This is a genomic window from Planktomarina temperata RCA23 (assembly GCF_000738435.1).
Taxonomy (GTDB): domain Bacteria; phylum Pseudomonadota; class Alphaproteobacteria; order Rhodobacterales; family Rhodobacteraceae; genus Planktomarina; species Planktomarina temperata.
In genome coordinates this window covers 2,513,203-2,535,461 of the sequence record NZ_CP003984.1, presented here as the reverse complement: position 1 = coordinate 2,535,461, position 22,259 = coordinate 2,513,203, and the positions used below count along the sequence as shown (strand labels likewise).

Genomic DNA, 22,259 nt, shown 5'->3' with positions numbered 1-22,259 from the left:
ATTCAGAAACTCAGGGAAAAATTCTATGTCATCAACGACACACACAGAGGCAAGCAAGTTCAGCTTGTCGATGTTGATAAATGATACCCGCTACCGATCAACAACATTTCAAGTAATTGCGCTGATCGGGCTTATTTTCGCGATGGGCTATCTTGTTTCCAATCTTTTGTCGAACCTGGCCGACGCAGGTCTGAATATCAGCTGGAGATTCTTCGGTGAGACCGCGGGCTATGACATCAATCAAATGCCCATCGAATATAACAATCAGATGAGCCATGGCCGCGCCTCTATGGTGGGGGCTGTGAATACGCTGATCGTGGCCTTCTTGGCCTGTGTGAGCGCCACCGTTTTGGGCGTCATCGCCGGGGTGCTGCGCCTTTCAAATAACTGGGTCGTCTCGAAACTCATGGCCATATATGTGGAAGCCTTCCGCAATGTGCCGGTTTTGATCTGGATTTTGATTATCTTTCTTGTCATGTCGAATGTCTTGCCGCAGCCTCGCGAGTTTCGCGGTGACGCAGCGGCAAGCGCCATGTGGTTCGATATGATCGCCTTCACAAATCGCGGGGTCTACGTTCCACGGATGATTATGGGAGATCTGAGCTGGCTTGTTGTGGCCACCTTTGTCCTGTCAATCGCCGGCGTGTTTGCTTTCCGGCGCTATGCGCGGAACCTGCTTTTCAACACCGGTCGCTTGATCCCGACTCTCCTGCCATCCATTGGTATTTTTATTATTCCGACTGTGTTGGTCTATTTCATTTTAGGCAGTCCGATTGGGCTAGAATCTCCTGAACTTAAGGGCTTTAACTTTAAGGGCGGCTTGCATTTGCGCCTGTCTTTGATCGCGCTTTGGTTTGCCTTGGCCATCTACACAGGCGCGTTTATTGCCGAAAACGTCCGTGCAGGGATCCAAGCCATCAGCCACGGCCAAACGGAAGCGGCCGCGGCCTTGGGCATGCGCCCGGGTCGGATCATGTCACTGATCATTTTGCCGCAAGCCCTGCGTGTCATCGTACCGCCGCTGATCTCGCAATATCTCAATATCACCAAAAACAGTTCGCTGGCCATTGCGGTCGGTTATATGGATATCACCGGCACATTGGGCGGCATCACCCTCAATCAAACTGGCCGCGCGATTGAGTGTATTTTGGTGCTGATGCTGTTCTATTTGGTGATCAGCCTGTCAATTTCGGCGATTATGAACGTCTATAACAATGCTATGAAGTTGAAGGAGCGTTGAGATGAGCGATACACCGAACCTCGGCTTTGTACGCCATGAGCCTATCCCGCCATCACCGCCGCCTGTTCAACAGGCCGGTGCGGTCAAATGGGTGCGCGAAAATCTGTTCTCGAATTGGATCAATTCGATCCTGACCATCCTGTCCATCTATTTCGTAGCCAAAATTATTCTCGCGTCCACTCCTTGGATGTGGAACGGGGTCTGGACCACAAGCAGCCTGCGTGAATGCCGGGAAGTCTTGCAAGGCACCAGTGGCGCGTGTTGGTCGGTTTTGACGGAACGCTGGAACCAAATGTTGTTTGGCTTCCAATATCCGGTCGAAGCCTACTGGCGCCCGACCCTGGCCTTTGTGTTGCTTTTGGTCTGCATCGCCCCGGTATTGTTCCAAAAATTGCCACGCAAGATGCTGATCTTTTCCGCGATTTACCCCTTTCTGGCTTTTTGGTTGATCTGGGGTGGAACACTTTTGACCCCCGTTATTGTGGGTCTCTCACTCATTGCGGGTTATATGGCCTTCGTCAAAACGGAGCGCCTGATTGGCTTTGCAACAGGGCTTTTGTCCGGTGTTGTCGCCGTGGCGCTGGTGCTTTACCTGGGCAGCTTTGTGACCGCAGCGCTGTCTGGGTTTATCGCACTTGAGCCGGTGGCTTCTCGGGATATGGGGGGCTTTATGCTTAACCTTATCTTGGGCACGGTCTGCGTCTCTCTGTCCATTCCCCTAGGGATCGTCTTGGCCTTGGGACGTCAGTCGAATATGCCGATCATTAAGGGCATTTGTGTTGTTTTTATCGAGTTTATCCGCGGTGTGCCGCTGATCACGCTGCTGTTTGTGGCCAATGTCGTCCTGTCGTATTTCTTCCCACCCGGCACCAATTTGGATTTGATCCTAAGGGTGATTATCATGATCACGCTCTTCTCTGCGGCCTATATCGCAGAGGTGATCCGGGGTGGCCTCGCGGCCTTGCCGCGTGGGCAGTATGAGGCCGCTGACAGTCTGGGGCTGGATTACCCGCAGGCGATGCGGTTAATCATCCTGCCGCAGGCGCTCAAGATCTCAATTCCGGGTATAGTAAACGTAGCGGTTGGGCTGTTTAAAGATACGACTTTGGTCTCGGTTATCTCAATGTTTGATCTCGTTGGTATGATCCGTGGTCCTATTTCCTCCTCCACGGCTTGGACGGGGATTTATTGGGAGCTGTATCTCTTCGCGATCTTGCTGTTCTTCGTCGTCTGCTACGGCATTTCACAATATTCACAATGGTTGGAGCGTCAGCTTCGAACCGATCATCACTAAGGGAGCTTTGAGAATGTCTGAAGCCCAAATGAAAGTTTCTGATGAGATCGCAATCTCAATCAAGGACATGAATAAATGGTATGGCACATTCCACGTGCTACGCGACATCAATCTTGATGTGCAGCGTGGCGAGCGGATTGTGATTTGCGGACCGTCCGGCTCCGGGAAATCCACCCTCATTCGTTGCATCAATGCTCTGGAAGAGCATCAAAAGGGATCCATCACAGTTGATGGAACATTGTTATCCTCGGATGTGAAGAACATTGATAAGGTGCGCTCCGAAGTTGGCATGTGCTTCCAGCACTTCAATCTGTTTCCACATCTGACCATCTTGGAAAATTGCACTTTGGCCCCAATTTGGGTGCGTAAAACACCCAAGAAAGAAGCCGAAGAAACGGCGATGCACTTTCTCGAGAAAGTTAAAATTCCGGAGCAAGCGGACAAATATCCTGGCCAGCTTTCGGGCGGTCAACAACAGCGGGTGGCCATTGCGCGCTCCTTGTGTATGAAGCCTCGAATTATGCTCTTTGATGAACCCACCTCTGCGCTTGATCCTGAGATGATCAAAGAGGTGTTGGACACGATGATTGAACTGGCTGAAGACGGTATGACCATGCTCTGTGTGACCCATGAAATGGGTTTTGCACGTCAGGTGGCCAATCGGGTCATTTTCATGGATGCGGGGCAAATCGTCGAACAAAACGAGCCAGAAGAGTTCTTCAACAATCCCCAATCAGATCGCACCAAACTGTTCTTGAGCCAAATTTTGGGTCACTAGCGGTCTTGTGGGCCTATCAGAGTTTAAATCGGGCCCTTCGGGGCCCTTTTTTGTGGCGCAAGATCTGCTGGCGTCGTGAAGTCAATGAGCTGCGCGGTACCGCCTTGGGGATCGCAGTTTAGCACAAGCGTTGCGCCGGGTGGATATGTGTAAAAAGCGGCATGTGCCGGTGGTGTTTGAACCAGGGCGCTGGCCAATTCGGCGATGCCGGGATTATGCGCCAGCAGCAACAGGCAGTCCGTGTTGCGCTGGGCATTGATAGCCGCGCGTAAAGATGCAGGCTCTGCCAAATACAGCTCCGCCAGTGCATCAGCCGGGCAGCTCAGCGCCAGCGCTGCAAAACTTTGGCCTGTGCGCTTGGCATCTGAAACCAGTGCATGACTTGGCAGATGACCGGATTTTCTGAGCCAATTGCCCAGCCGGCGCGCCTCATCTTGCCCCCGTGGGCTGAGTGGGCGGGCGTGATCGTCCTGCCCGGGGGCCCAGTCGGCATGGGTATGGCGCATTAATATGAGCTTCAATTCAAAAACTCCCGCATGTGGTAGGCCGATTGTTCCACGTTGCGCGCATAGGTTTGACTAACCGGACAAGCGCGCCGGGCCAGACAGCCGTGCGTGAGGCAGCGTTGTGCTGGATCAGACCGCACATAGGATCTGCAGGCCTCAACATCGTATTGAGCGCCCTGTAGCGCGCCCACTGGGCAGGCGGTGGTGCAGGGCTTGGCGCATCCGGTGCAGGGGCGGGGCGGGGCGTCAGGCGTTTCGATATGCCAATTAAATTCCAATGCGCCGCGATAGGAGACCATAAGCCCGGCTTCGGCCTGCACCAGCATGCCGACGGGGCTGACCCAGGCGCGATCACTGGCCATAGCCCAAGTCAGAAACGGCGCCGGCTCCGCTCCAAAAGGAAAATGCACCTGCGCTCCCAGCCTGTCTGCCAACCCTGTGATCATACGTCGTGACCAGCGGTCCACAGGATCTGCCGCACCATCTTGCCACTCGGGACTGTCACAAAGCACAGGCCAAAACCCGGGCTCATGCGGCCCGAGCAATAGGATCGTGCCCTGCGCACCGCGTAAGCTTCCGAAGATTGTCAGCTGCTCCGCCTGCAGCCTGCGGAGGAGGTCGTCATATGTCATTTGCGAAAGAATGGCAGAGCCAAGGACCAGATCAGACGCGTGGGGCGTAAATCTTGCCATTGTAGGCCGATTTTCATCTGACTATGGCCGTCTTGCGGGCTCTGGGTATAGGTGCCAAATAGGCGGTCCCACCAAGATAGAGCAAATCCGTAGTTGCTGTCGTGCTCAAAGCGATGCACCGAATGATGAATACGGTGCATGTCAGGGGTGACCAAAACACTGCGAATGACGCGATCCAATTTCTTTGGCAATGCGATGTTGGCATGGTTAAACATGGCCGATCCATTGAGCAAAATTTCAAATACGACCACAGTCCAGGCCGCAGGGCCAAGCAGATAGACAATGCCAATCTTGAAACCCATCGACAGGGCAATTTCCACGGGGTGAAAGCGGATCGCTGTGGTGACATCAAATTCAATATCGGAGTGATGCACGCGGTGAATGCGCCAGAGCAGCGGGATTTTATGGCTCAGTAAATGTTGCAGCCAGATCGCGAGATCCATAACCAGGATGACCAGTACCAACTCGACCCAACCGGGCAGGGCAACAAGGTTGAGGAGGCCCCAACCCCGGGCGCTGGCATCTGCGGCCGCCGAAACGGCGGCGAATGGAAGAATTACCGCAAGGGCGCGCAGGGTGAGCGTGTCGACCACAACAAAGATCCAATTGGTGATCCAGCGCCGGTTTTTTTGCGGCCGAGGACGGCGCGGGGCCAAATGTTCAATGCCGGCTAAAATAGCAAATAGGCCAAGAAATATGGCGAGGCGCATTATGGCGTCTTGGGACATCTGCGCGCTCTTCTCTATGATCCAATGGGAGCATCGGGCGATCGGATCAAAGATCCGGCCCCATGGTCCGTGAACAATTCCAAAAGACAGGCATTCGGCGCGCGGCCATCGATGATCACCACCGCCCGGACACCGCCCGCAATCGCTTCCAGCGCGGTTTCTGTTTTTGGAATCATGCCTCCGGCAATCACACCGCTGGCGGTCAACTGTTTGATGGTGTCTGGCGACAATTCTGTAAGAATTTCGCCCTCCGCATTTTTCACGCCTGAGACATCGGTCAGAAGCAAAAGCCGATCAGCCTTGAGTGCTGCGGCAATGGCGCCAGCGACTGTGTCGCCGTTGATGTTAAACGTCTCGCCAGCATCGCCTGAGCCGAGTGGGGCAATGACTGGAATCATATCCGCCTCAAAAAGCGTATTCAGCACGGTTGGATCAATGTCACGCGGTTTGCCAACCAGGCCCAATTTCGGATCTGCAACATCGCAGGTCATCAAACTGGCGTCCTTGCCCGATAGGCCGACCGCACGCCCACCCTGCGCGTTGATGGCCTGCACGATCCGCTTATTGACACGACCTGACAGGACCATTTCAACCACTTCCATGGTGGCCGCATCCGTGACGCGTTTTCCGTCGACGAAGTCGGATTGAATATCAAGGCGCTTGAGCATGTCGTTGATCATCGGCCCGCCGCCGTGCACAATCACCGGGTTCACACCCACCTGCTGCATCAAAACAACATCACGCGCAAAGGACTCCATGGCCGCATCGCTGCCCATGGCATGGCCGCCAAATTTTATCACCACTGTCGCACCGTCATAGCGCTGCAGATAAGGCAAGGCTTTCGACAAGGTGCTGGCGGTGGTTAACCATTCGCTTTTCATGGGGTGTTCTTTCTGTGGCATCTGGTCTGAAGCGGCTTGTGCAAGCGTAGTGGCTCCAAGCCGTCGTGCCAAGAGTGTTTTACAGGCAGACAGCTATTCTAAGCTGGAGATCACCGCGCGCAATGTGGCAATGCCCTCGCCTTTTTCTGAGCTTGTCAGGATCAGCTCTGGAAAGGCGGCGGGGTGCTTTGCCAATTTCCCGCGCACTTGCTCCAATACTCGGTCTCGTTCGTGGTCTTTGATCTTATCGGCTTTGGTCATGACCACCTGAAAGGTCAGGGCGGATCTGTTCATGAGCTGCATGATCTCCTCATCCACCGGTTTTATTCCGTGGCGGCTGTCGATCAATACAAAGGCGCGGCGCAAATTTGGGCGGCCAGAAAGGTAGTTTTTCAAAAGGCGTTGCCACTTTTCAACCACGGCAAGCGGCGCATTGGCGTAGCCATAGCCCGGCAGATCGACCAAATAGCGCGCCTCGCCCAGTTCGAAGAAATTAATCTCTTGGGTGCGCCCAGGCGTATTTGACGCGCGGGCCAGGCCTTTGCGGTTGGTCAGCGCGTTGATCAAGCTGGACTTGCCGACATTTGAACGCCCGGCAAAGCAAACCTCGACGCGATCGGCATCGGGCAGGCCATCCATGGCAACCACACCCTTGAGAAAGTCGACTGGACCGGAAAACAGTTTGCGCCCCAATTCGGCGGCAGCGTCGCTTTCAGGTTCCGCGATCGGGAAAGGTAGGATCATAACAGCTCCAACGTGTCATCGAGTGAGAGTGTGCCCGGTTCAATCACGCGGGCATAGAGGCCGAAGTCTTGATGACCGCAAAGGGCGTTCAAAGCACTGAGCGTATCGGCATCGCGCAGGCCGGTGTCGGGATTGGCGGTTGTAGCCATGCAGCGCTCGATTGGCTCCACGCCTTCAAAAACCACGCTGCCGATGCGAAACTTTTGTTCAAGCCAGCTGTGTTCTACCCATGGATCCAGCCCGTCAATCCAGAGGTTGCCGCGCCATCTATGCTGTGACAGCGGCTGCCCTATATGCTCAGATAAAGCGCGCAAGGAGGCGTGGCTGTTGATGCTGATGGATGGAAAGTCGGAATCTGTAAAGCCTCGCTCGGGGAGGCGCAGAATGCGCGCGGATTGCGCGCGATCCGCAGGCATCAGAGGTTTGACCCAAGCCAGAAACCCTGACAGCTGCCGTTCATCATCGGGTTGAAAGGTGAAGTCTTTGCGATTGGGGTGCGAGAGTGTGAGGCTTTCATCTGCCTCATTGAGCCGCGCGGTGATGGCCATGAGGAGCGGCGCTTTTGAGACGCGGGAAAAATTGGCGCAGGCGGCCCATTCGCGGCCATCGGCTTTGGAGGCCTCATGGGCCACTGCCCAATGGCGATCCCAGGGCATGGCCGCCCCCTGAGACAATGTCACCCGCTGTAAGGCCTCACGCCCATGAGATTTCAGCGGGTGGCGGAATATATCCGTAACGCGCGGCATATCAGCTCTTCTTTTTCGATCGCTTGAAGGTGCTGGTGATATTGCCAAAGACGTCTGGTTTGACCCCTTGGCTGCGCATGATCGAATATTGCTGAATGAAGGTGATCGTGTTGTTGGCAATCCAGTAGACCACGAGACCCGAGGCGAAGCCGCCAAGCATGAACATAAACACCCAAGGCATCCATGCGAAGATCATCGCCTGTGTTGGATCTGTTGGCGCGGGATTGAGTTTCTGCTGCATCCACATGGAAATGCCCAAAAGAAGCGGCAAGATGCCAATCAAGATCAAGGCCACGATGGATCCAGGCTCTGGCGCGCCCCAAGGCAGGAGGCCAAACAGATTCATGATCGAAGTTGGATCTGGTGCGGAGAGATCCTGAAATGGGCCGAACCAGCTGGCGTGCCGCAGCTCCAGCGTCACGAAGATCACTTTATAGAGCGAAAAGAAAATTGGGATCTGCGGCAGGATGGGCAGGCAGCCGGCGGCAGGGTTGACCTTATTCTTCTTATAAAGCTCCATCATGCCTTGCTGCATTTTTTGCCGGTCATCACCAGCGCGTTCTTTCAGCTTTTCCATCTCTGGCTGCAGCTCTTTCATACGCGCCATAGAGACATAGGATTTATAAGCCAGGGGCAAAAGCAACGCTTTGATCACCAGGGTCAAGCAGATGATTGACCAGCCCATATTTCCGATGAAACCGTTCATTGTATGCAGCAGCCAGAATATGGGTTTGGTCAAGAAGTAGAACCAACCCCAGTCGATGCTATCGACGAAGCGATCCACGCCCTTGTCTCTTTGGTAGCTGCGGATCACTTCCCATTCTTTCGCGCCGGCGAAAAACTGCGATGTGACGGTGGTTGAGGCGCCCGCTTCGATGGTCTGTGTTGGCTGTACCGCTTCGGTCAAATAGACGTCGTTGTTGATGTCATATTTGGCCACGGATTTGAACGCGCCCTGCGGCACGATTGTGGTCATCCAATAGTGATCTGTGAAGCCGATCCATCCGCCTTCGGCCACTTGCACGACATCTGCCGGCGCGCGTTCTTTGGGGTTGATATCGAATTCGGGCATATTGTCATATTTGGTTTCGTTCAATTCGCCGTCGGACATGCGCACCATGCCCTCGTGCAGAATAAAAAAACCTTTGAGGTTGGGCGGCTCGCCGTGGCGGGCAATTTGACCGTAGGGGGCCAGCGCTACGGCCGCCGAGCCGTTGTTTTGCACGGTTTGCTCGACAGAGAACATGAAATTCTCATCGACCGATATCACGCGCTGAAAGGCCAAGCCTTTGCCATTGTCCCAGATCAGGGTCACGGGCGATGTGGGGGTCAGCTGGGTGGATTTGGTGGACCAAAGCGTGGTGGGGCCCGGCACGTCGGCAGGATCAACGCCAGAGGCGGCGGCCCAACCGTTAATGCCGTAATAGGCGTTGTCGGAGCCTTCCGGTGACAGAAGCGTCACAATTTCAGACCCTTCTTTTATGGTTTCGGTGTAGTCTTTGAGGCGTAAATCATCAATCCGGCCTGCGAGAAGCGATAGAGAGCCTTCGAGGCGCGGCGTGCTGATCGTGATGCGGCTGGCCTCTGCAACGGCCTGTGCGTTGCCAGAGGCGATATTTGTATTGACATCGGCTGTGCCGGGGGCAGTTGCGGCAACGGGCGCGGTTTCAGTTTGGGCCTGCTCTGGCGGCGGCGCAGTTTGCGGCGGCGCAATTGCGAACCAGGCCAGCATCACCGCAAAGCTGAGGCCTGTGGCCAAGAGAAGGTTTTTATTTTGATCGTCCATTTGAGCCCACCATGCGTCATTTGCCCGATATCGGGTTACATGGGGTTCAACCGTCGGCAGGGCAAAAGGTCAAGTAGATTCGGGGATTTCTGGGCTTTTCGCGCCCTTTATGCCAATTTTGCGGGTGATGTGTGCGGGTGGGGCGCTTGTTGGTATTGCAAAGCCCAATTTTGCAATTGATCAAGGGGCATCGGCCTGCCGATTCCGTAACCCTGCGCATGGCCGCAGCCAAGTTTTTGCACGACGCGCCGCTCCGCATCGGTTTCAATGCCCTCGGCTATGGTGTCAAGATTTAGGCGTTGGGCCATTAGAACGACAGCTGCGAGCATATCTTGCTTTTTGGGATCCTTATCGATGTTGAAAACAAAGGAGCGATCAATTTTCATTCGGTCAATATGCAATTGGCGTAGGGAGTCGAATGGATTTTGCGCGGTGCCAAAATCATCCAGATCAATGTGACATCCAAGCTTGGCCAGAGAATTGACCGCGTGGCGCACGGGCGATTGCGCGTCCTGCACTACGACACTTTCAAGTACCTCTACCGAGAGCCTGTTTGGCTGCAGATCGAATTGGTCCAGCGCCCATAGGATTCGGGTGACCAGCTGCGGATGCTCTAGATCCGATTGTGCGAAATTGACGCCGACTTGCGGGACGAAAATGCCAGCGTCTTCCAAATCGCGCATGGCGCTTAGGGAGTCGTGCAGTATCGTGTCGGTCAATTTATGCCAAAGTTGAGCCTGAGCGACGGAGGATAAAAATGCCAGCGGTGGAACCATGCCCTGGCTTGGATGGTGCCAGCGTGCCAAAGCCTCCATGCCGGTGATCCGCCCATCGCTGAGGCTGACCTGTGGTTGAAAATGCGGTCTAATCTCCCGATTATCGAAGGCGGACTTGAGGTCCTGCGTGGTGGCGAGATTGCTTTTGCTTGAGGCGGGCGGGGTGATGGTTGATGTTTTGGCGGCTGCCCCCCGAAGGAGGCGCGCAGCCATCGCGGCACATAGAATCGCGCCCCATAGCCAAGCCTCCGGCGCGAAGATGCGCGCCAAGGTGGCTGTTAAAGCGATGCCACAGAGTGCACCAAGGGCCCATAATAGGCCATTGTGCAATCTGGCTGCGGTTTGATTTTGCCAAGCGATCACGGGTCGTCCTCATTGTCGTCAGGACAGTTAGCGGACAAATAGTAAGGATTGGCTTAATCAGCAGGCGGATTTCGCTCGCCCTGCGGATCGAGAGCCAGGCCAAGGAAATCAAACAACTTGCTGTCAAGAAGATGAGAGGGTCTGGCATTGGTTAATGCGCGAAACAGCACATTGCGCCGCCCGGGATGATTAGCCTCCCAGCCATCCAAAATTGCCTTGACCTGTTGGCGCTGCAGCCCATCTTGGCTGCCGCAGAGATCACAGGGAATGATCGGGTAATTCATCGCTTTGGCAAAAGCCTCGCAATCTTTTTCAGCGACATGCGCAAGGGGGCGATACAAAAACAGATCTTTATCTTCATTGACCAGCTTGGGCGGCATCGTCGCCAAACGGCCGCCGTGAAACAGGTTCATGAAAAATGTCTCTAAAATATCATCGCGGTGATGCCCCAAGACCACGGCGGAGCAGCCTTCCTCGCGGGCGATCCGATACAGATTGGCGCGCCGCAACCGGGAGCATAGCGCGCAAAAGGTGCGCCCGGCCGGTGTTTTGTCCATCACAACCGAATAGGTGTCGCGGTATTCAATGCGATGTGGCACCTGCATGCGCTCAAGGAACTCAGGCAAGACGGTTGCTGGAAAGCCCGGCTGACCTTGGTCGAGATTGCAGGCAATCAAGTCAACGGGCAGCAAGCCGCGCCATTTCAATTCATAGAGCACCGCCAGGAGCGTATAGCTGTCTTTACCGCCCGATAGGCAGACCAGCCAGCGCGCGCCTGGCTCAATCATCCCATAAAGTTCGATGGCTTCGCGGGTGTTGCGCAACAGGCGCTTGCGGAGCTTTTTGAACTCAGTGGTTTTTGGCGCCCCCTCAAAGAGCGGATGAATTTCTGTATCGTCATCTAACATGCGCACCTTATGCCCAAGCCGCTGATGGGTTGCAATTGCTCTTGGATCGGTCAGGCTACAAAAGAAACTTGAACGGATCAGGCGGTTTATGCGCAGGGGTCAACCCGATGTCGCGGCGCATATGCGGGTTCACGGGCAAATGCATGGCCCGCTTGGTTCTGCGCCGCATTAATTTGAGTTTGAGGATTTGGCCCAAGACCCGAAGAGTTCCGTGGTCTCTGATCAAGTCTTGAATATGGGCCAAGAGGTGGTCGCGTTCAATAAGTGTCATGATATGTCTCCTGAACGGGCAGAAGCCACGCTCAATGTTGTAAAATAGACAGCCGCGGCCGAGGGCCGGTGGCGTGTAAATGGGATGGAATTATGAGGGTTGGGCCCTAAAGTTTGGGCGGGGCAGAGGGCAAAAGAAGCCCGGTGACAGATGCGTTAGGACGCAGCGCCTTGATTGCCACAATACGCACATCGAGAGATATAATTCAAAATTGTCATTATTTTCCTCCCTTTCAAAGAGTTGCGTGGTGCCTTTGTCGCACGGCACTCACCCTCAGGCAAGAGGGTTGGGCCAAATATCCCGCTCGTGTGGATTTTTGGTCACGATTTAGGGGGGTGTTTTCCGGGCACCGGGTCGTAGCCATCGCCGCCAAAAGGGTGACATCGACCCAAGCGCCGCAGGATCAAGGTGGAGCCTTTGAAGGCGCCGTGCTTTTCCAGCGCCTCAAGCGCATAGGCCGAGCAGGTCGGTTGATACCGGCAATTAAATCCCACCCAGGGGCTAAAAAATAGCCGGTAAAACCGCACGGGCAGGGCGAGGATATGGGCAAAGATCGTCATGGCTTGCCTTGCAACTTTCGCAAGGCAGCTAGGAGCTCGTCTTGCAGCGCGGTGAATTTGGTGGTGGCGGTGACATTGGCCCGGCCAATGAGCACATAATCATGGCCGGCCTGACCAAACCGCGGCAAAATCAGACGGGCGATTTCGCGCAGCCGGCGTTTTGCACGGTTGCGCGCCACCGCATTGCCGACTTTTTTGGAGCAGGTGAAGCCGACACGCAGCACCTGCGCATCGCCTCGATCACGGGCCTGAAGTACGAAGCTTGTGGAATGGACCCGTTTCGCATGGGCCAGCCGCAAAAAGTCTTTGCGTTGTTTCAAACTCTCCAACACCAATAAGTCCGACGACCCATGATCGCCGGACTTACTGTTGTTAAACTCAGACATCACTGGAAGGGCGCTTATGCGCTCAATGATTTCCGGCCACGGGCGCGGCGTGCATTCAAAATTTTGCGGCCAGCTTTTGTGGCCATGCGTGCACGGAAACCGTGGCGGCGTTTGCGAACAAGGTTCGATGGTTGGAATGTGCGTTTCATCGCGAAGTCTCCGGTTGGATCAGCTCAACTGCTAAGCCATTTATTTCAGGACCCAGCCTTTAGGGCCTGATCGTCGGCGAGTCAAACAGACAATGCGTTATTTTCGGCAAATTTCTTTCAGAAAGTTTATAATCATTGAAACAATTTTGTGATTCTCATCAATGAAGCGTGAGGTGGGGTAGGAAAACTCTGTTTAGGCATGCATGTGTACGGGAAATATATAGGGAATTTGATAATGCAGGCATTCTTCACATCCGTTTTTCGTATCTTGGTGCAATATCGCGCCGCGATCTTGTTGCTGGTGTTTGTGGCAACCGGCTCCTATTTTTTGCAAGGGTATTTGAGCTTCGACAGCCTGCGCGAGCATAGGGCTGTTTTGATTGAATTTCGCGATGCCAATTACCTAGCGGCGGTTCTGGTCTTCATTTTGGTCTATACGTTGTTTGTGGCGTTTTCCGTGCCGGGAGGTTTGATTCTGTCCCTGACGGGTGGATTTTTATTCGCGACCTTCCCAGGAGTTTTGTACAATATGTTAGGGGCAACATTGGGAGCCAGTGCTATTTTCTTGGCGGCGCGCTGGGGGTTTGGCGCAAAGCTTGCCGCCACTTTGGAAAACTCTCAAGGTTTGGTTAAAAAGATTAAAGACGGCGTGGATGAGAACCAATGGTCCATGTTATTTCTCATCCGTTTGATTCCGGGGGTGCCATTCTTTTTGGCCAATCTGGTACCAAGTTTTCTCGATGTGCCGCTGCGACGCTTTGTTATTTCAACTTTTTTGGGCATTTTTCCTGGGGCTTTGGTGTTCACCTCTATTGGCGCGGGGCTGGGCGATATCTTTGAGCGCGGGCAGACACCGGATCTCTCCATCGTGTGGGAGCCGCAAATTATTTTGCCAATTTTGGGCCTTTGCCTGCTCTCGGCCTTGCCGATCGTGCTTAAGGTCTTGCGCGGCAAGAAAGGGATTTGAGCATGGAGCGGATAGAAACAGATGTTTTGGTGATTGGCGGCGGATCGGGTGGCCTGTCTGTTGCGGCGGGTGCGGTGCAGATGGGCGCGCGGGTTGTGTTGCTGGAGGGCCATAAGATGGGCGGTGATTGCCTCAATTATGGCTGTGTGCCGTCAAAAGCCCTGTTGGCCGCTGCCGCTGTGGCGCATGGGCAGGGAGGCAATGCCGCCATGGGTGTTGGGCCGGGCAAGAATACGGTCAGCTATGGGAAGGCCAAAGATTTTGTGGCCTCGGTCATTGACCAGATTGCGCCGCATGACAGCGTAGAACGGTTTGACGGCCTGGGCGTAACGATGATTGAGGATTATGGCCGTTTTATCTCCCCCACAGAGGTCCAAGCAGGAGAGCGGGTGATCACCGCGCGCAGAATCGTAATCGCCACCGGCTCCAGCCCCTTCGTGCCGCCCATCCCTGGCCTGAGCGATGTGCCCTATTATACAAATGAAACAATATTCGATTTGCGCGCGCGGCCAGATCATCTCTTGATTATTGGCGGCGGTCCCATTGGCATGGAGATGGCGCAGGCGCACCGTCGCCTTGGATCAAAGGTGACGGTGATAGAAGGGCAACAGGTCTTTGCCAAGGATGATCCCGAATTGGCGGCGATCCTCGTGCTGAAGCTGCGCGATGAAGGCATTGAGATTGTCGAGGGGGCCTTGGCGCAAAGCGTGTCAGGCACGGGCGGTGATGTCACCGTGTCCACATCACGCGGTGAGTTTCATGGGACGCATCTTTTGATGGCCGTGGGCCGCAAGGTCAATATAGAGCGGCTCAATCTGGAAGCCGCTGGAATAGCCTTTGATCGAAGTGGGATAAAGGTGGACGCGGGGCTGCGCAGCAGCAACCGGCGGGTCTATGCGATTGGCGATGTGGCCGGTGCTCTGCAATTCACCCATGTGGCGGGGTATCATGCCGGGGTTGTAATCCGCTCCATGCTCTTTGGTCTGCCGGCCAAGGCGAAGAGTGATCACATTCCTTGGGCGACCTATACTGATCCCGAGCTGGCGCAAGTGGGGCTGACCGAAGCGCATGCACGTGAAAAATATGGCGCGCGTTTGGAGGTTGCTCGATTTGATTTTGGCGGCAGCGACCGGGCAATTGCCACCGGCAAGACCACGGGATTGATCAAAGTCATGGTGGTCAAAGGAAGGCCCGTTGGTGCCTCTATCGTCGGCGCGGGAGCCGGAGAGCTGATTGGGATCTGGGCTATGGCTCTGGCCAACAATCTCAAAATGTCTGCAATCGCTGCTATGGTCCTGCCTTATCCCACCATGGGCGAGATCAACAAAAGGGTCGCCGGCGCCTATTTTTCGCCGAAGCTGTTTGAAAGCCCGTTCATTCGGCGCGTGGTCGGCCTAGTGCAGCGATTTATTCCTTAAAGTCTCAGGTCACAATAGAATGTTTCAAACGCTTTCAGGACGGTTCTTTATCCTTACAGTGCTGTTTGTGGTGCTGGCGGAAGTTCTGATTCTGGTGCCATCTGTCGCGCGCTTTCGGCAAGACTATTTGAGTGCAAGCCTCGAGCGCGCCCAAATCGCATCCTTGGCGCTTGAGGCGGAAGATCGGATCTCTTCGGATCTGGAGGCGGAGCTCTTAGAAACAGCTGAAATCTATAACGTGGTGTTGCGGCGCAATGAGGTGCGCCAGCTGGTGCTGTCTTCACCTATTCCCGCGCCGATCGTCGCCTCTTTTGATTTGCGGCATCCCTCTGCTTATGACTTGGTGGTTGACGGTTTGGCCGCCCTGTTCGATTCCAGTGATCACGTCATTCGCGTGCTGGGAGATCCGGTACGCCGGGCCGGGCTTTTGATTGAGATTACCATGTCCACCCGCGGGCTGCATGAAGCGCTTGTGGCCTATGCTATTCAAGTGCTTTGGGTGTCAACGGCGATTTCGGCCCTAACAGCGGTGCTGCTGTTTTGGGCCGTGCGGCAGGCCTTGCTCTTACCGATGCGCCAAGTGGTTTCGCATATGCAGTCCTACGCCAACGCGCCGGAAGATGCCCGCAGCATCATTGCCCCCAATGCTCGGCTCCGCGAGCTGCGCGAAGCCCAAGATGCGATGAAATCCATGCAAGTTGAATTGACAGGTGCTTTGAAGCAAAAAGAGCGATTGGCGCAATTGGGTGGCGCTGTGGCAAAAATCAGCCATGACCTGCGCAACATCCTCAGTTCGGCGCAATTGTTTACCGATCGCATCGAAGCGAGCGAAGACCCCACGGTTGCACGATTGGCACCAAAACTTGTTCGATCGATTTCACGGGCCATCCACCTGTGTGAGACGACACTGGCCTACGGGCGCGCCGAGGAGTCTGCCCCTCAGCTCGAATGGTTGAAGCTGTCGCGCCTGTTTGAGGATGTGGTGGAGGCAGAGCAATTGGCCAGCGAGGGCAAAATCACATTCACACGCACTGTGGCGGAAGATTTGCAACTGCGGGCCGATCCTGAGCAACTCTATCGGGTGATTTCAAATCTGTGCCGGAATGCCCGCCAGGCCTTGGAGGCCACGCCAGGGCAAGGGCAAATTGATTTGAGTGCTGCAGATGCGCAGGGGCATTGGTGGATCAAAGTGCAAGACAACGGTCCGGGTCTGCCCGAGCGGGCAAAAAATAACCTGTTTACCGCCTTTCAAGGCGGCACAACCAAAGGTGGCTCTGGTCTGGGCCTGGCCATTAGTGCCGAGTTGATCCGCGGTCACGGCGGACGTTTGAGCCTGGAAAAATCAGATGCGCAGGGCAGTATATTTTCCATCGAGTTGCCAAAAGCAAACAACTGAAGTTTTCGAAATATTGCCCTTGCATCCGCGCCCACCTCCCGCTATCTCCCCGATCAGTGGACCGATAGCTCAGCTGGATAGAGTACCTGACTACGAATCAGGGGGTCGGGGGTTCGAATCCTCCTCGGTCCGCCACTGACTTATCTCACATCCAACAGCTTCATATAACCGGTTTTTATACCCGTCTTTTCAGGCTGTTATTTTCAGATTTTTGATCTGAGGATTTTCTCTCGCGCGAGAATTACCCCGTTTCAACCTATTCCTCTGAGGCAATATTTAGGCAGCACGAGTTTCCCTGTTGTTTGCAATTAACAGGGAAATTAACAGGGAATTTTCTTTTTTTGGGTTTTGGAAATGTCTAAAAACGCTGTAATAGCCATAAATTATTGGTGTTTAGAAGCGCGCTGGGCAAAATTAACAGGGAATTAAATAGGCATTAACAGGGAACTTTACTGATTAAGAGCTTGTCTTGTTCAACCCAGGTTGCAGGCACACGCTTGCTTTGCAAATAGCGAATGGTGAACTCTGGATTTAATGTTCCGTTAAGGATGGCCTTTTGAACTTTTGGCGACAGACATGCGAGCCGAACACGCTTCCAAATAGTCCCGTCGAGAAGTCCTGTGGCTTGAGTAATGTCGGTAATCTGTTTGCCGGATTTTAACAGGTCGAGCCAGGTGTGAGCATCGTGAAGGGCCTTGATGAGATGCAGTCTCGGGCCTGTTTCATATTGGGCCCAGAAAAGCTTTGTACCATTTTGCCTGCGTTGGAATGTAATGGGTTCGTTAAATGTTAATCGCTCTGCCTCTATTAGGTTTGAAGAGCATTGTAGAAGCTTCTCAAGCTCCTTTTGATTAATGGCGATCGTTATATTGCCTTTGGTTAAATCTACGCGAGAGATGAGCTTCAATGCTGCTTGGGACTTCAGTGTGTCTATACAACTTATGTATTGGGTAAGCTCATGAGCTGTGAGGCCATCTTTGATGTCAGGATTTTGGCAGGCCTGCATAAGATTGGATTTTACCATCGAGGATAAAGCCGTCTCAAGTGTCTCTGCCTTGATGCGCCAGCCTGTTGGGTCAGCGCCTTTGATCGTCAGGCGATTGGAGTAGTAATATCGATGCATACGGCCCACACGTTTTGTGTTGGAGGGCGTAAGGCGATCTCCAGTCTCGTCGTAGATTTTTCCGATCAAGCAGGCGGACAATCCTCGCGTAGGGTGGGTCCCACGTTTGATGGCTGATTTGAGTTTGAGCTGTTCTTGAACCCGGTTAAATTGCGCCACATCGATGATGGCGGAATGAAGGCCTTCATAGATGTCGGTCTTGTGGCGGATCTTACCAATATAGATTGGGTTGGTTAAGATTTTATAGATACGGCCACGGCTATAATTGCGCTCTGGCCATAGGCTATCAATTTGGCTTTTAACCTGCGCTAAGCATCCAAGTTCCTCGTATAGATCATATATCCGTTGGATATCTTTGGCGTGCTCGAGATGTATCTCTAAGGATTGAACCTTTGGATCGGGATGAATGGCGTATCCCCAGGGCACCCGGCCGCCCATCCACATACCCTTCTTTTTTGAGGCCGCAATTTTATCGCGAATGCGATCGGCTGTGACTTCACGCTCAAATTGAGCAAATGATAGAAGCACATTCAGTGTTAGGCGCCCCATGGATGTCGACGTATTAAAAGATTGTGTCACGGACACAAAAGAGCAGCCCTTCGCCTCCAGCCGGTCAATTAATTTGGCAAAGTCGCTCAAGGAGCGCGTCAATCGGTCGATCTTATAGACAACGATCATATCAACCAGGCCTTGATCTACATCCGCCAAAAGGCGCGTGAGTGCAGGGCGATCCATAGTTCCTCCTGATACCCCTCCGTCATCGAAGCGGCCCTTTAATTGTTTCCAGCCCTCATGTCGTTGGCTGGTAATGTAGGCCGCGCAGGCCTCATGTTGGGCGTCTAAAGAATTGAACTCCTGCTCGAGACCTTCTTCCCTAGATTTTCGCGTATAGATGGCTGCACGGATTTTTTGACGTGGGGCTGAACTCATTTTGTCACCCCGAAGAACTTGTGTCCGGAGCAGTGATAGCCGCATATCTGCTTGGCGACCTGAGATAGGGATGCAAAGGATTTGCCCTGCCAGATAAAGGCCCCCGCCGCGTCTACTTCGACAACATGGGTCTTGCCATGATGCTCGCGTACAAACCGCGTTCCTGATTGCAGCTTGGGCTTGGAGGCTTTGCCGCTAACTTGGCGCTCTAAGGCTTGGCGGAACCTTTGGTTTGGCCTCCCATACTGTTTTGCCTGCTGCTCAAAAGAAAGAACGGTGATCAAAAGTGATCGACTAATGTGTTTTGGCGCCGGCCTGCCGATAGCCTTGCGCCATGCATCAATGAGATCAGCGCGGCTTGCGGTTTTTAAAGTTTCAAATGAGGGGTCCAAATTTTGCTCCTTGTGATCATTGTCACTGAGCAAAGCCCGATGGTATTCGAGCTTAGGAGCATACAGGCTTACGGTTGGGGCGTAGTCCAGTCCAAAGTTTCAGATCTATCAATCTCAGCTAATGTGCCAAACTGGTACGCCGCTGCCAGTCCCCATTTGAGCAAGCGCCTGTGAGAAGCTATCGACCAGGTCATCATAGCGTCCATTCGGGAATTGCCGCAGCTCATTGTTAACAAGCTCAAGGTTCGGCTCGTCACTTAAGAAGAACACTTTGCCAGTGTTGATCTTATGCAGCTGTGCCTCCAGCCGCTGCATTTTAGAGGTTCCACCTGTTGGTACGGATCTCACAATGCACCCATCCGGCATCTCAGGCGCGACCATTCGAATAAGATCAGCCGCATGATTTGCCTTTTCAATGCAGACAAATCGTGCGGAATGCGCCAACGCTTTCTGCACGATTATGCTCTGAAGTTTTTCGCTCGTGACGCGGTAGCGCGCTGCATCAAGCAATACATAACGGCCATCCTCAAACTTTGCCCAAGTTGTTACTGCAGAATAATCGGCGGATGGTTTGTCCGAGAGCGCCGTATCCCAGCTTTGATAAATTGTGGGTGCAAGACTGATTTCATCAAACTCCTCCCTACTGATGTGCTTAATTTTCTTAAAATCAATCGGACAGTCGCTCTCATGAAGAGGCTTTTGTAAATACTGCGCATAATAGGCTGCATCGCCCATCTCAGCTTTTTTCTCATTGAGAAAAGCCTCTGGCATTCGCGCAGGTGTTAGAAGATCCCCTGCTGCGACATCTTTCCACTTAGAGAATCCTAAATAAAATTGGGCTGGCTCATCAAAGCGGGCTGGCAGACATAAAACCTTCCAAGGATGTGCGGGCACGTCAGTTAATGCGCCGCACAAATCATTTGGGCTGATGCGTTGCTGTACGAGAAGGATTTTACCGTCCTTTGGAGTGTTGAGGCGCGTGCTGATACTTTGCTTAAACACTTGGATGACATCATCCTGGCGGGTCTCAGATCGCATATGGGCCGCCTGTAGGGGGTCATCGAGGATAATCCAATCTGCACCAAGGCCGGTCATCACTCCATGGAGGGAGGTGAAGATAACATGGCCACCTTGTGATGTGCGCAACCTAGTGGCTTGCATATTGTCATTTTCTAAAACGGTGTGTGGAAAGATTCTCTTATATTCACGATGCAGAAACACTTTCTTCGTGGCTTTTGCGAGTGTTGAAGAAAGGTCATCGCCGTAGGTGACAACCATGACTTTGGTGGTTGGATCCTGTCCAAGCAGCCAAGGTATAAAATAGGTGTTTGCCAAAGAGGTCTTTAACGAGCGCGGCGGAGCGTTAACGATCAAGCGCAGACATGTGCCATGATACATCTCAAGCAAATGCTGGCTTATGGCATGAAGGTGCCACGAGCACTCAAAGTCGCGAACCGTATCGATCTTTGGAAACAGATGCGTGAAGAACAGGCTGGGCGACCGCCGAAGAAGGGCGTCTAAAGTCCTCTGGCTTATGTTATGTGTCATGATCAGCCTCATCAATTTTAAAACCAAGTTTCTGCAATTCCAACAAGAGAGCTTCGTCATGTCTCTGGAGCTCTTTAGCGTCGATGGGGTTGTCTTTGTCCATGCCAGACATGCTTAGAATTTGGACAAGGAGGCGTTGCTGGCTACTGCCGCCATTTATTGCCGAGGTTGCTATTGAAGATATTAAAGCGCTTTGCTTGGTAACGCGCTTGGTCTCTCCATTTTTCTTGACCGTAATTTCTTCACTAAGCTCGCGCTTCAGGTCATCGGCGAGAGTGGTGCCGGTTTGCAATTTTTTGCGTGGGCGGCCTTTTGGATTGCCGGACTGGCCCTTTATGAACTGATGTTTTTTTGGAGGGTTCCCATAAGTCATGCTGCGCCCTCACTCTTTGTGAGGCGCTCACTGCTAATGTCAGCATAGCTTTTACCCGTCTGAACATGAACGGCGTCTAAGCTGCATCTTTCTTTAAGCCGCTTGAGAGCGACATCGACAAACTTGGGTTCTAATTCCAGCCCAAGACAGCGGCGATTAATCCGCTCTGCAGCGAGGCAGCTGGTGCCGCTCCCTAAAAATGGATCCAACACCCAGTCACCGATCGAGGTACAATCTAAGATAATGTCTGCAATCAGCTGGGTGGGTTTTACGGTAGGGTGATCTATTAAATCTTCGGTTCGTGTGGGGCCAAAGCTGGTTACGCCATCATAGTGCCAAACATTTGTCCGGTATCGGCCACTTGCTCCGAGGTTGATATTATTTTGGAAGGTTTTAGCTCGGCTGTAGACAGCAACCAATTCATGCTGTGAGCGATAAAACGATCCCATCCCTGCATTTGTCTTGGCCCAAACACACAAGTTCTGGGGCGTCAGTCGTTGTGTCTTTGCGGCTGCGTTCAAAAGGTCGATATGGCGCCAGTCCATACAGACATAGAAAAGGGCCTTGTCTGTTGTAAGGTTGAGAGCTGATCTTAGAAATGCGTTTAGGAACTCCTCGAACTCTGCGTCTGACATCTCGCCAGCAGCCATGGCAAATTCCTGATGATCATGGCTGGTTCTGATATGACCTTTTGTTGGCACATTGTATGGAGGGTCTGTTACGCAGACTTTGGCCAAAGGCGGGTTATCCAGTTCGCTTAAAGCCACTTCTGGTGATAATGCGTCTACGCAGGCAATGATGTGGTCGCCAACGCGCCATATATCGCCCGGCCTTGTTACGGGGTCTGTGCCGCCCCAATCTTGTTCGGCCTCATCAATAATTTCAAAGTGAAGTATTTTATCAATCTCAGCTTGTTCAAACCCTGTGAAGCTCAAATCAACATCGAACTCTAAGAGCTGCTCTAGCTTTTCCCTTAAGCGTGCCTCATCCCAGTTGCTGTCTTCTCCAAGGCGGTTGAGGGCTAATTCCAGTTCGATAATCTTGGCGCTTGATGCCTTAGAGACAATAACTGCGTTGAGGTTTTCGATGCCAAGTTCCCGCGCCACCATGAACCGAAGATGCCCATCAATTATGTGATGGTGTTCGTCCACAATAATAGGAACAACGATGCCTTGTTTTGCAAAGAGGTCCTTTGCCTTTTTAATTTGGCGTTGAGAGTGTTTGTGAGGTGTTGAGTTTGAAGAACGAAGCTCCCCAAGACCCAACGAACAAGTGGTCAGCAACATGCCAACTCCTTCCGTTGA

Annotated in this window: 24 protein-coding genes and 1 tRNA gene; 7 read left to right on the top strand and 18 right to left on the bottom strand. The window is 53.3% G+C overall.

Annotation, left to right across the window (positions count from 1 at the left end; translation table 11 throughout):
* Window positions 1-25 precede the first annotated feature (25 nt).
* The 3 genes from RCA23_RS12190 to RCA23_RS12180 are packed head-to-tail and all read left to right on the top strand — an operon-like array spanning window position 26 to window position 3,312.
* A complete protein-coding gene (locus tag RCA23_RS12190) occupies window positions 26-1,240 on the top strand; it encodes an ABC transporter permease subunit (RefSeq protein ID WP_044050541.1) in 1,215 nt (404 codons plus the stop codon).
* A gap of 1 nt (window position 1,241) precedes the next feature.
* Entirely contained in the window at window positions 1,242-2,534 is a 1,293-nt protein-coding gene (locus RCA23_RS12185) for an amino acid ABC transporter permease (RefSeq protein WP_044050540.1), read from the top strand.
* A gap of 13 nt (window positions 2,535-2,547) precedes the next feature.
* The gene (locus RCA23_RS12180; protein ID WP_044050539.1) at window positions 2,548-3,312 is read left to right on the top strand and encodes an amino acid ABC transporter ATP-binding protein; all 765 of its coding nucleotides are present in this window, start codon (window positions 2,548-2,550) and stop codon (window positions 3,310-3,312) included.
* 23 nt (window positions 3,313-3,335) lie between these two features.
* Here the strand turns inward: RCA23_RS12180 and RCA23_RS12175 are convergent, their stop codons facing one another.
* From RCA23_RS12175 to rpmH, 13 genes are all read right to left on the bottom strand, one after another.
* Window positions 3,336-3,833 carry a histidine phosphatase family protein gene (locus tag RCA23_RS12175; protein WP_169701409.1) on the bottom strand — a complete coding sequence of 166 codons (498 nt, stop codon included), beginning with the start codon at window positions 3,831-3,833 and terminating at the stop codon, window positions 3,336-3,338.
* The gene (locus RCA23_RS12170) at window positions 3,830-4,450 is read right to left on the bottom strand and encodes a hypothetical protein (protein WP_044050538.1); all 621 of its coding nucleotides are present in this window, start codon (window positions 4,448-4,450) and stop codon (window positions 3,830-3,832) included. Before RCA23_RS12170 ends, RCA23_RS12175 begins: the two co-directional genes overlap by 4 nt.
* Window positions 4,447-5,238, bottom strand: coding sequence for a sterol desaturase family protein (locus tag RCA23_RS12165; RefSeq protein WP_044050537.1), 792 nt, complete (start codon window positions 5,236-5,238; stop codon window positions 4,447-4,449). Before RCA23_RS12165 ends, RCA23_RS12170 begins: the two co-directional genes overlap by 4 nt.
* A 14-nt stretch (window positions 5,239-5,252) precedes the next feature.
* Window positions 5,253-6,140 (bottom strand): acetylglutamate kinase, encoded by an 888-nt coding sequence (gene argB, locus RCA23_RS12160; protein ID WP_424459775.1) that lies wholly within the window; start codon window positions 6,138-6,140, stop codon window positions 5,253-5,255.
* 72 nt (window positions 6,141-6,212) lie between these two features.
* Complete coding sequence (gene yihA / locus RCA23_RS12155; protein ID WP_044050536.1) at window positions 6,213-6,863, bottom strand: ribosome biogenesis GTP-binding protein YihA/YsxC; 651 nt, start codon at window positions 6,861-6,863, stop codon at window positions 6,213-6,215.
* Window positions 6,860-7,609: an MOSC domain-containing protein gene (locus tag RCA23_RS12150; protein WP_044050535.1), complete on the bottom strand. Its 750-nt coding sequence runs from the start codon at window positions 7,607-7,609 to the stop codon at window positions 6,860-6,862. The genes yihA and RCA23_RS12150 overlap by 4 nt, the downstream gene beginning before the upstream one ends.
* A 1-nt stretch (window position 7,610) precedes the next feature.
* Window positions 7,611-9,395, bottom strand: coding sequence for a membrane protein insertase YidC (gene yidC / locus RCA23_RS12145; protein ID WP_044050534.1), 1,785 nt, complete (start codon window positions 9,393-9,395; stop codon window positions 7,611-7,613).
* Window positions 9,396-9,502: 107 nt separating this feature from the next.
* Window positions 9,503-10,534, bottom strand: a complete 1,032-nt coding sequence (locus RCA23_RS12140; protein ID WP_052377172.1) for an EAL domain-containing protein — start codon at window positions 10,532-10,534, stop codon at window positions 9,503-9,505.
* Between the two features lie 53 nt (window positions 10,535-10,587).
* Window positions 10,588-11,442 carry a tRNA 2-thiocytidine(32) synthetase TtcA gene (gene ttcA / locus RCA23_RS12135; protein WP_044050533.1) on the bottom strand — a complete coding sequence of 285 codons (855 nt, stop codon included), beginning with the start codon at window positions 11,440-11,442 and terminating at the stop codon, window positions 10,588-10,590.
* Between the two features lie 55 nt (window positions 11,443-11,497).
* A complete protein-coding gene (locus RCA23_RS12130; protein WP_044050532.1) occupies window positions 11,498-11,713 on the bottom strand; it encodes a hypothetical protein in 216 nt (71 codons plus the stop codon).
* Between the two features lie 320 nt (window positions 11,714-12,033).
* Window positions 12,034-12,273 carry a membrane protein insertion efficiency factor YidD gene (yidD, locus tag RCA23_RS12125; protein ID WP_044050531.1) on the bottom strand — a complete coding sequence of 80 codons (240 nt, stop codon included), beginning with the start codon at window positions 12,271-12,273 and terminating at the stop codon, window positions 12,034-12,036.
* The gene (gene rnpA, locus RCA23_RS12120; protein WP_044050530.1) at window positions 12,270-12,659 is read right to left on the bottom strand and encodes a ribonuclease P protein component; all 390 of its coding nucleotides are present in this window, start codon (window positions 12,657-12,659) and stop codon (window positions 12,270-12,272) included. The genes yidD and rnpA overlap by 4 nt, the downstream gene beginning before the upstream one ends.
* 14 nt (window positions 12,660-12,673) lie before the next feature.
* Window positions 12,674-12,808 (bottom strand): 50S ribosomal protein L34, encoded by a 135-nt coding sequence (gene rpmH, locus RCA23_RS12115; RefSeq protein ID WP_012177012.1) that lies wholly within the window; start codon window positions 12,806-12,808, stop codon window positions 12,674-12,676.
* A 235-nt stretch (window positions 12,809-13,043) separates the two neighbouring features.
* On the opposite strand from rpmH, the gene RCA23_RS12110 reads away from it, so the two are divergent.
* The 4 genes from RCA23_RS12110 to RCA23_RS12095 all read left to right on the top strand — a co-directional run bounded on the left by RCA23_RS12110 (window position 13,044) and on the right by RCA23_RS12095 (window position 16,724).
* Window positions 13,044-13,775, top strand: a complete 732-nt coding sequence (locus RCA23_RS12110) for a TVP38/TMEM64 family protein (protein ID WP_044050529.1) — start codon at window positions 13,044-13,046, stop codon at window positions 13,773-13,775.
* Between the two features lie 2 nt (window positions 13,776-13,777).
* Complete coding sequence (locus tag RCA23_RS12105; RefSeq protein WP_044050528.1) at window positions 13,778-15,193, top strand: dihydrolipoyl dehydrogenase family protein; 1,416 nt, start codon at window positions 13,778-13,780, stop codon at window positions 15,191-15,193.
* A 19-nt stretch (window positions 15,194-15,212) separates the two neighbouring features.
* Window positions 15,213-16,589, top strand: a complete 1,377-nt coding sequence (locus RCA23_RS12100; protein ID WP_044050527.1) for a sensor histidine kinase — start codon at window positions 15,213-15,215, stop codon at window positions 16,587-16,589.
* A gap of 58 nt (window positions 16,590-16,647) precedes the next feature.
* Window positions 16,648-16,724 (top strand) — tRNA-Arg (locus tag RCA23_RS12095).
* 301 nt (window positions 16,725-17,025) lie between these two features.
* Here RCA23_RS12095 and RCA23_RS12090 read toward each other — a convergent pair.
* From RCA23_RS12090 to RCA23_RS12070, 5 genes are all read right to left on the bottom strand, one after another.
* Entirely contained in the window at window positions 17,026-18,687 is a 1,662-nt protein-coding gene (locus RCA23_RS12090; RefSeq protein ID WP_169701408.1) for a recombinase family protein, read from the bottom strand.
* Window positions 18,639-19,034 (bottom strand): DUF2924 domain-containing protein, encoded by a 396-nt coding sequence (locus RCA23_RS12085; RefSeq protein ID WP_044051546.1) that lies wholly within the window; start codon window positions 19,032-19,034, stop codon window positions 18,639-18,641. The genes RCA23_RS12090 and RCA23_RS12085 overlap by 49 nt, the downstream gene beginning before the upstream one ends.
* Before the next feature lie 114 nt (window positions 19,035-19,148).
* Window positions 19,149-20,594 carry a phage terminase large subunit gene (gene terL / locus RCA23_RS12080; protein WP_169701407.1) on the bottom strand — a complete coding sequence of 482 codons (1,446 nt, stop codon included), beginning with the start codon at window positions 20,592-20,594 and terminating at the stop codon, window positions 19,149-19,151.
* On the bottom strand, window positions 20,572-20,955 hold the full coding sequence (locus tag RCA23_RS12075; protein ID WP_044050524.1) for a DUF5681 domain-containing protein: 384 nt from the start codon (window positions 20,953-20,955) through the stop codon (window positions 20,572-20,574). The genes terL and RCA23_RS12075 overlap by 23 nt, the downstream gene beginning before the upstream one ends.
* Window positions 20,952-22,241, bottom strand: coding sequence for a DNA modification methylase (locus RCA23_RS12070; RefSeq protein WP_052377169.1), 1,290 nt, complete (start codon window positions 22,239-22,241; stop codon window positions 20,952-20,954). The genes RCA23_RS12075 and RCA23_RS12070 overlap by 4 nt, the downstream gene beginning before the upstream one ends.
* Window positions 22,242-22,259: the final 18 nt, after the last annotated feature.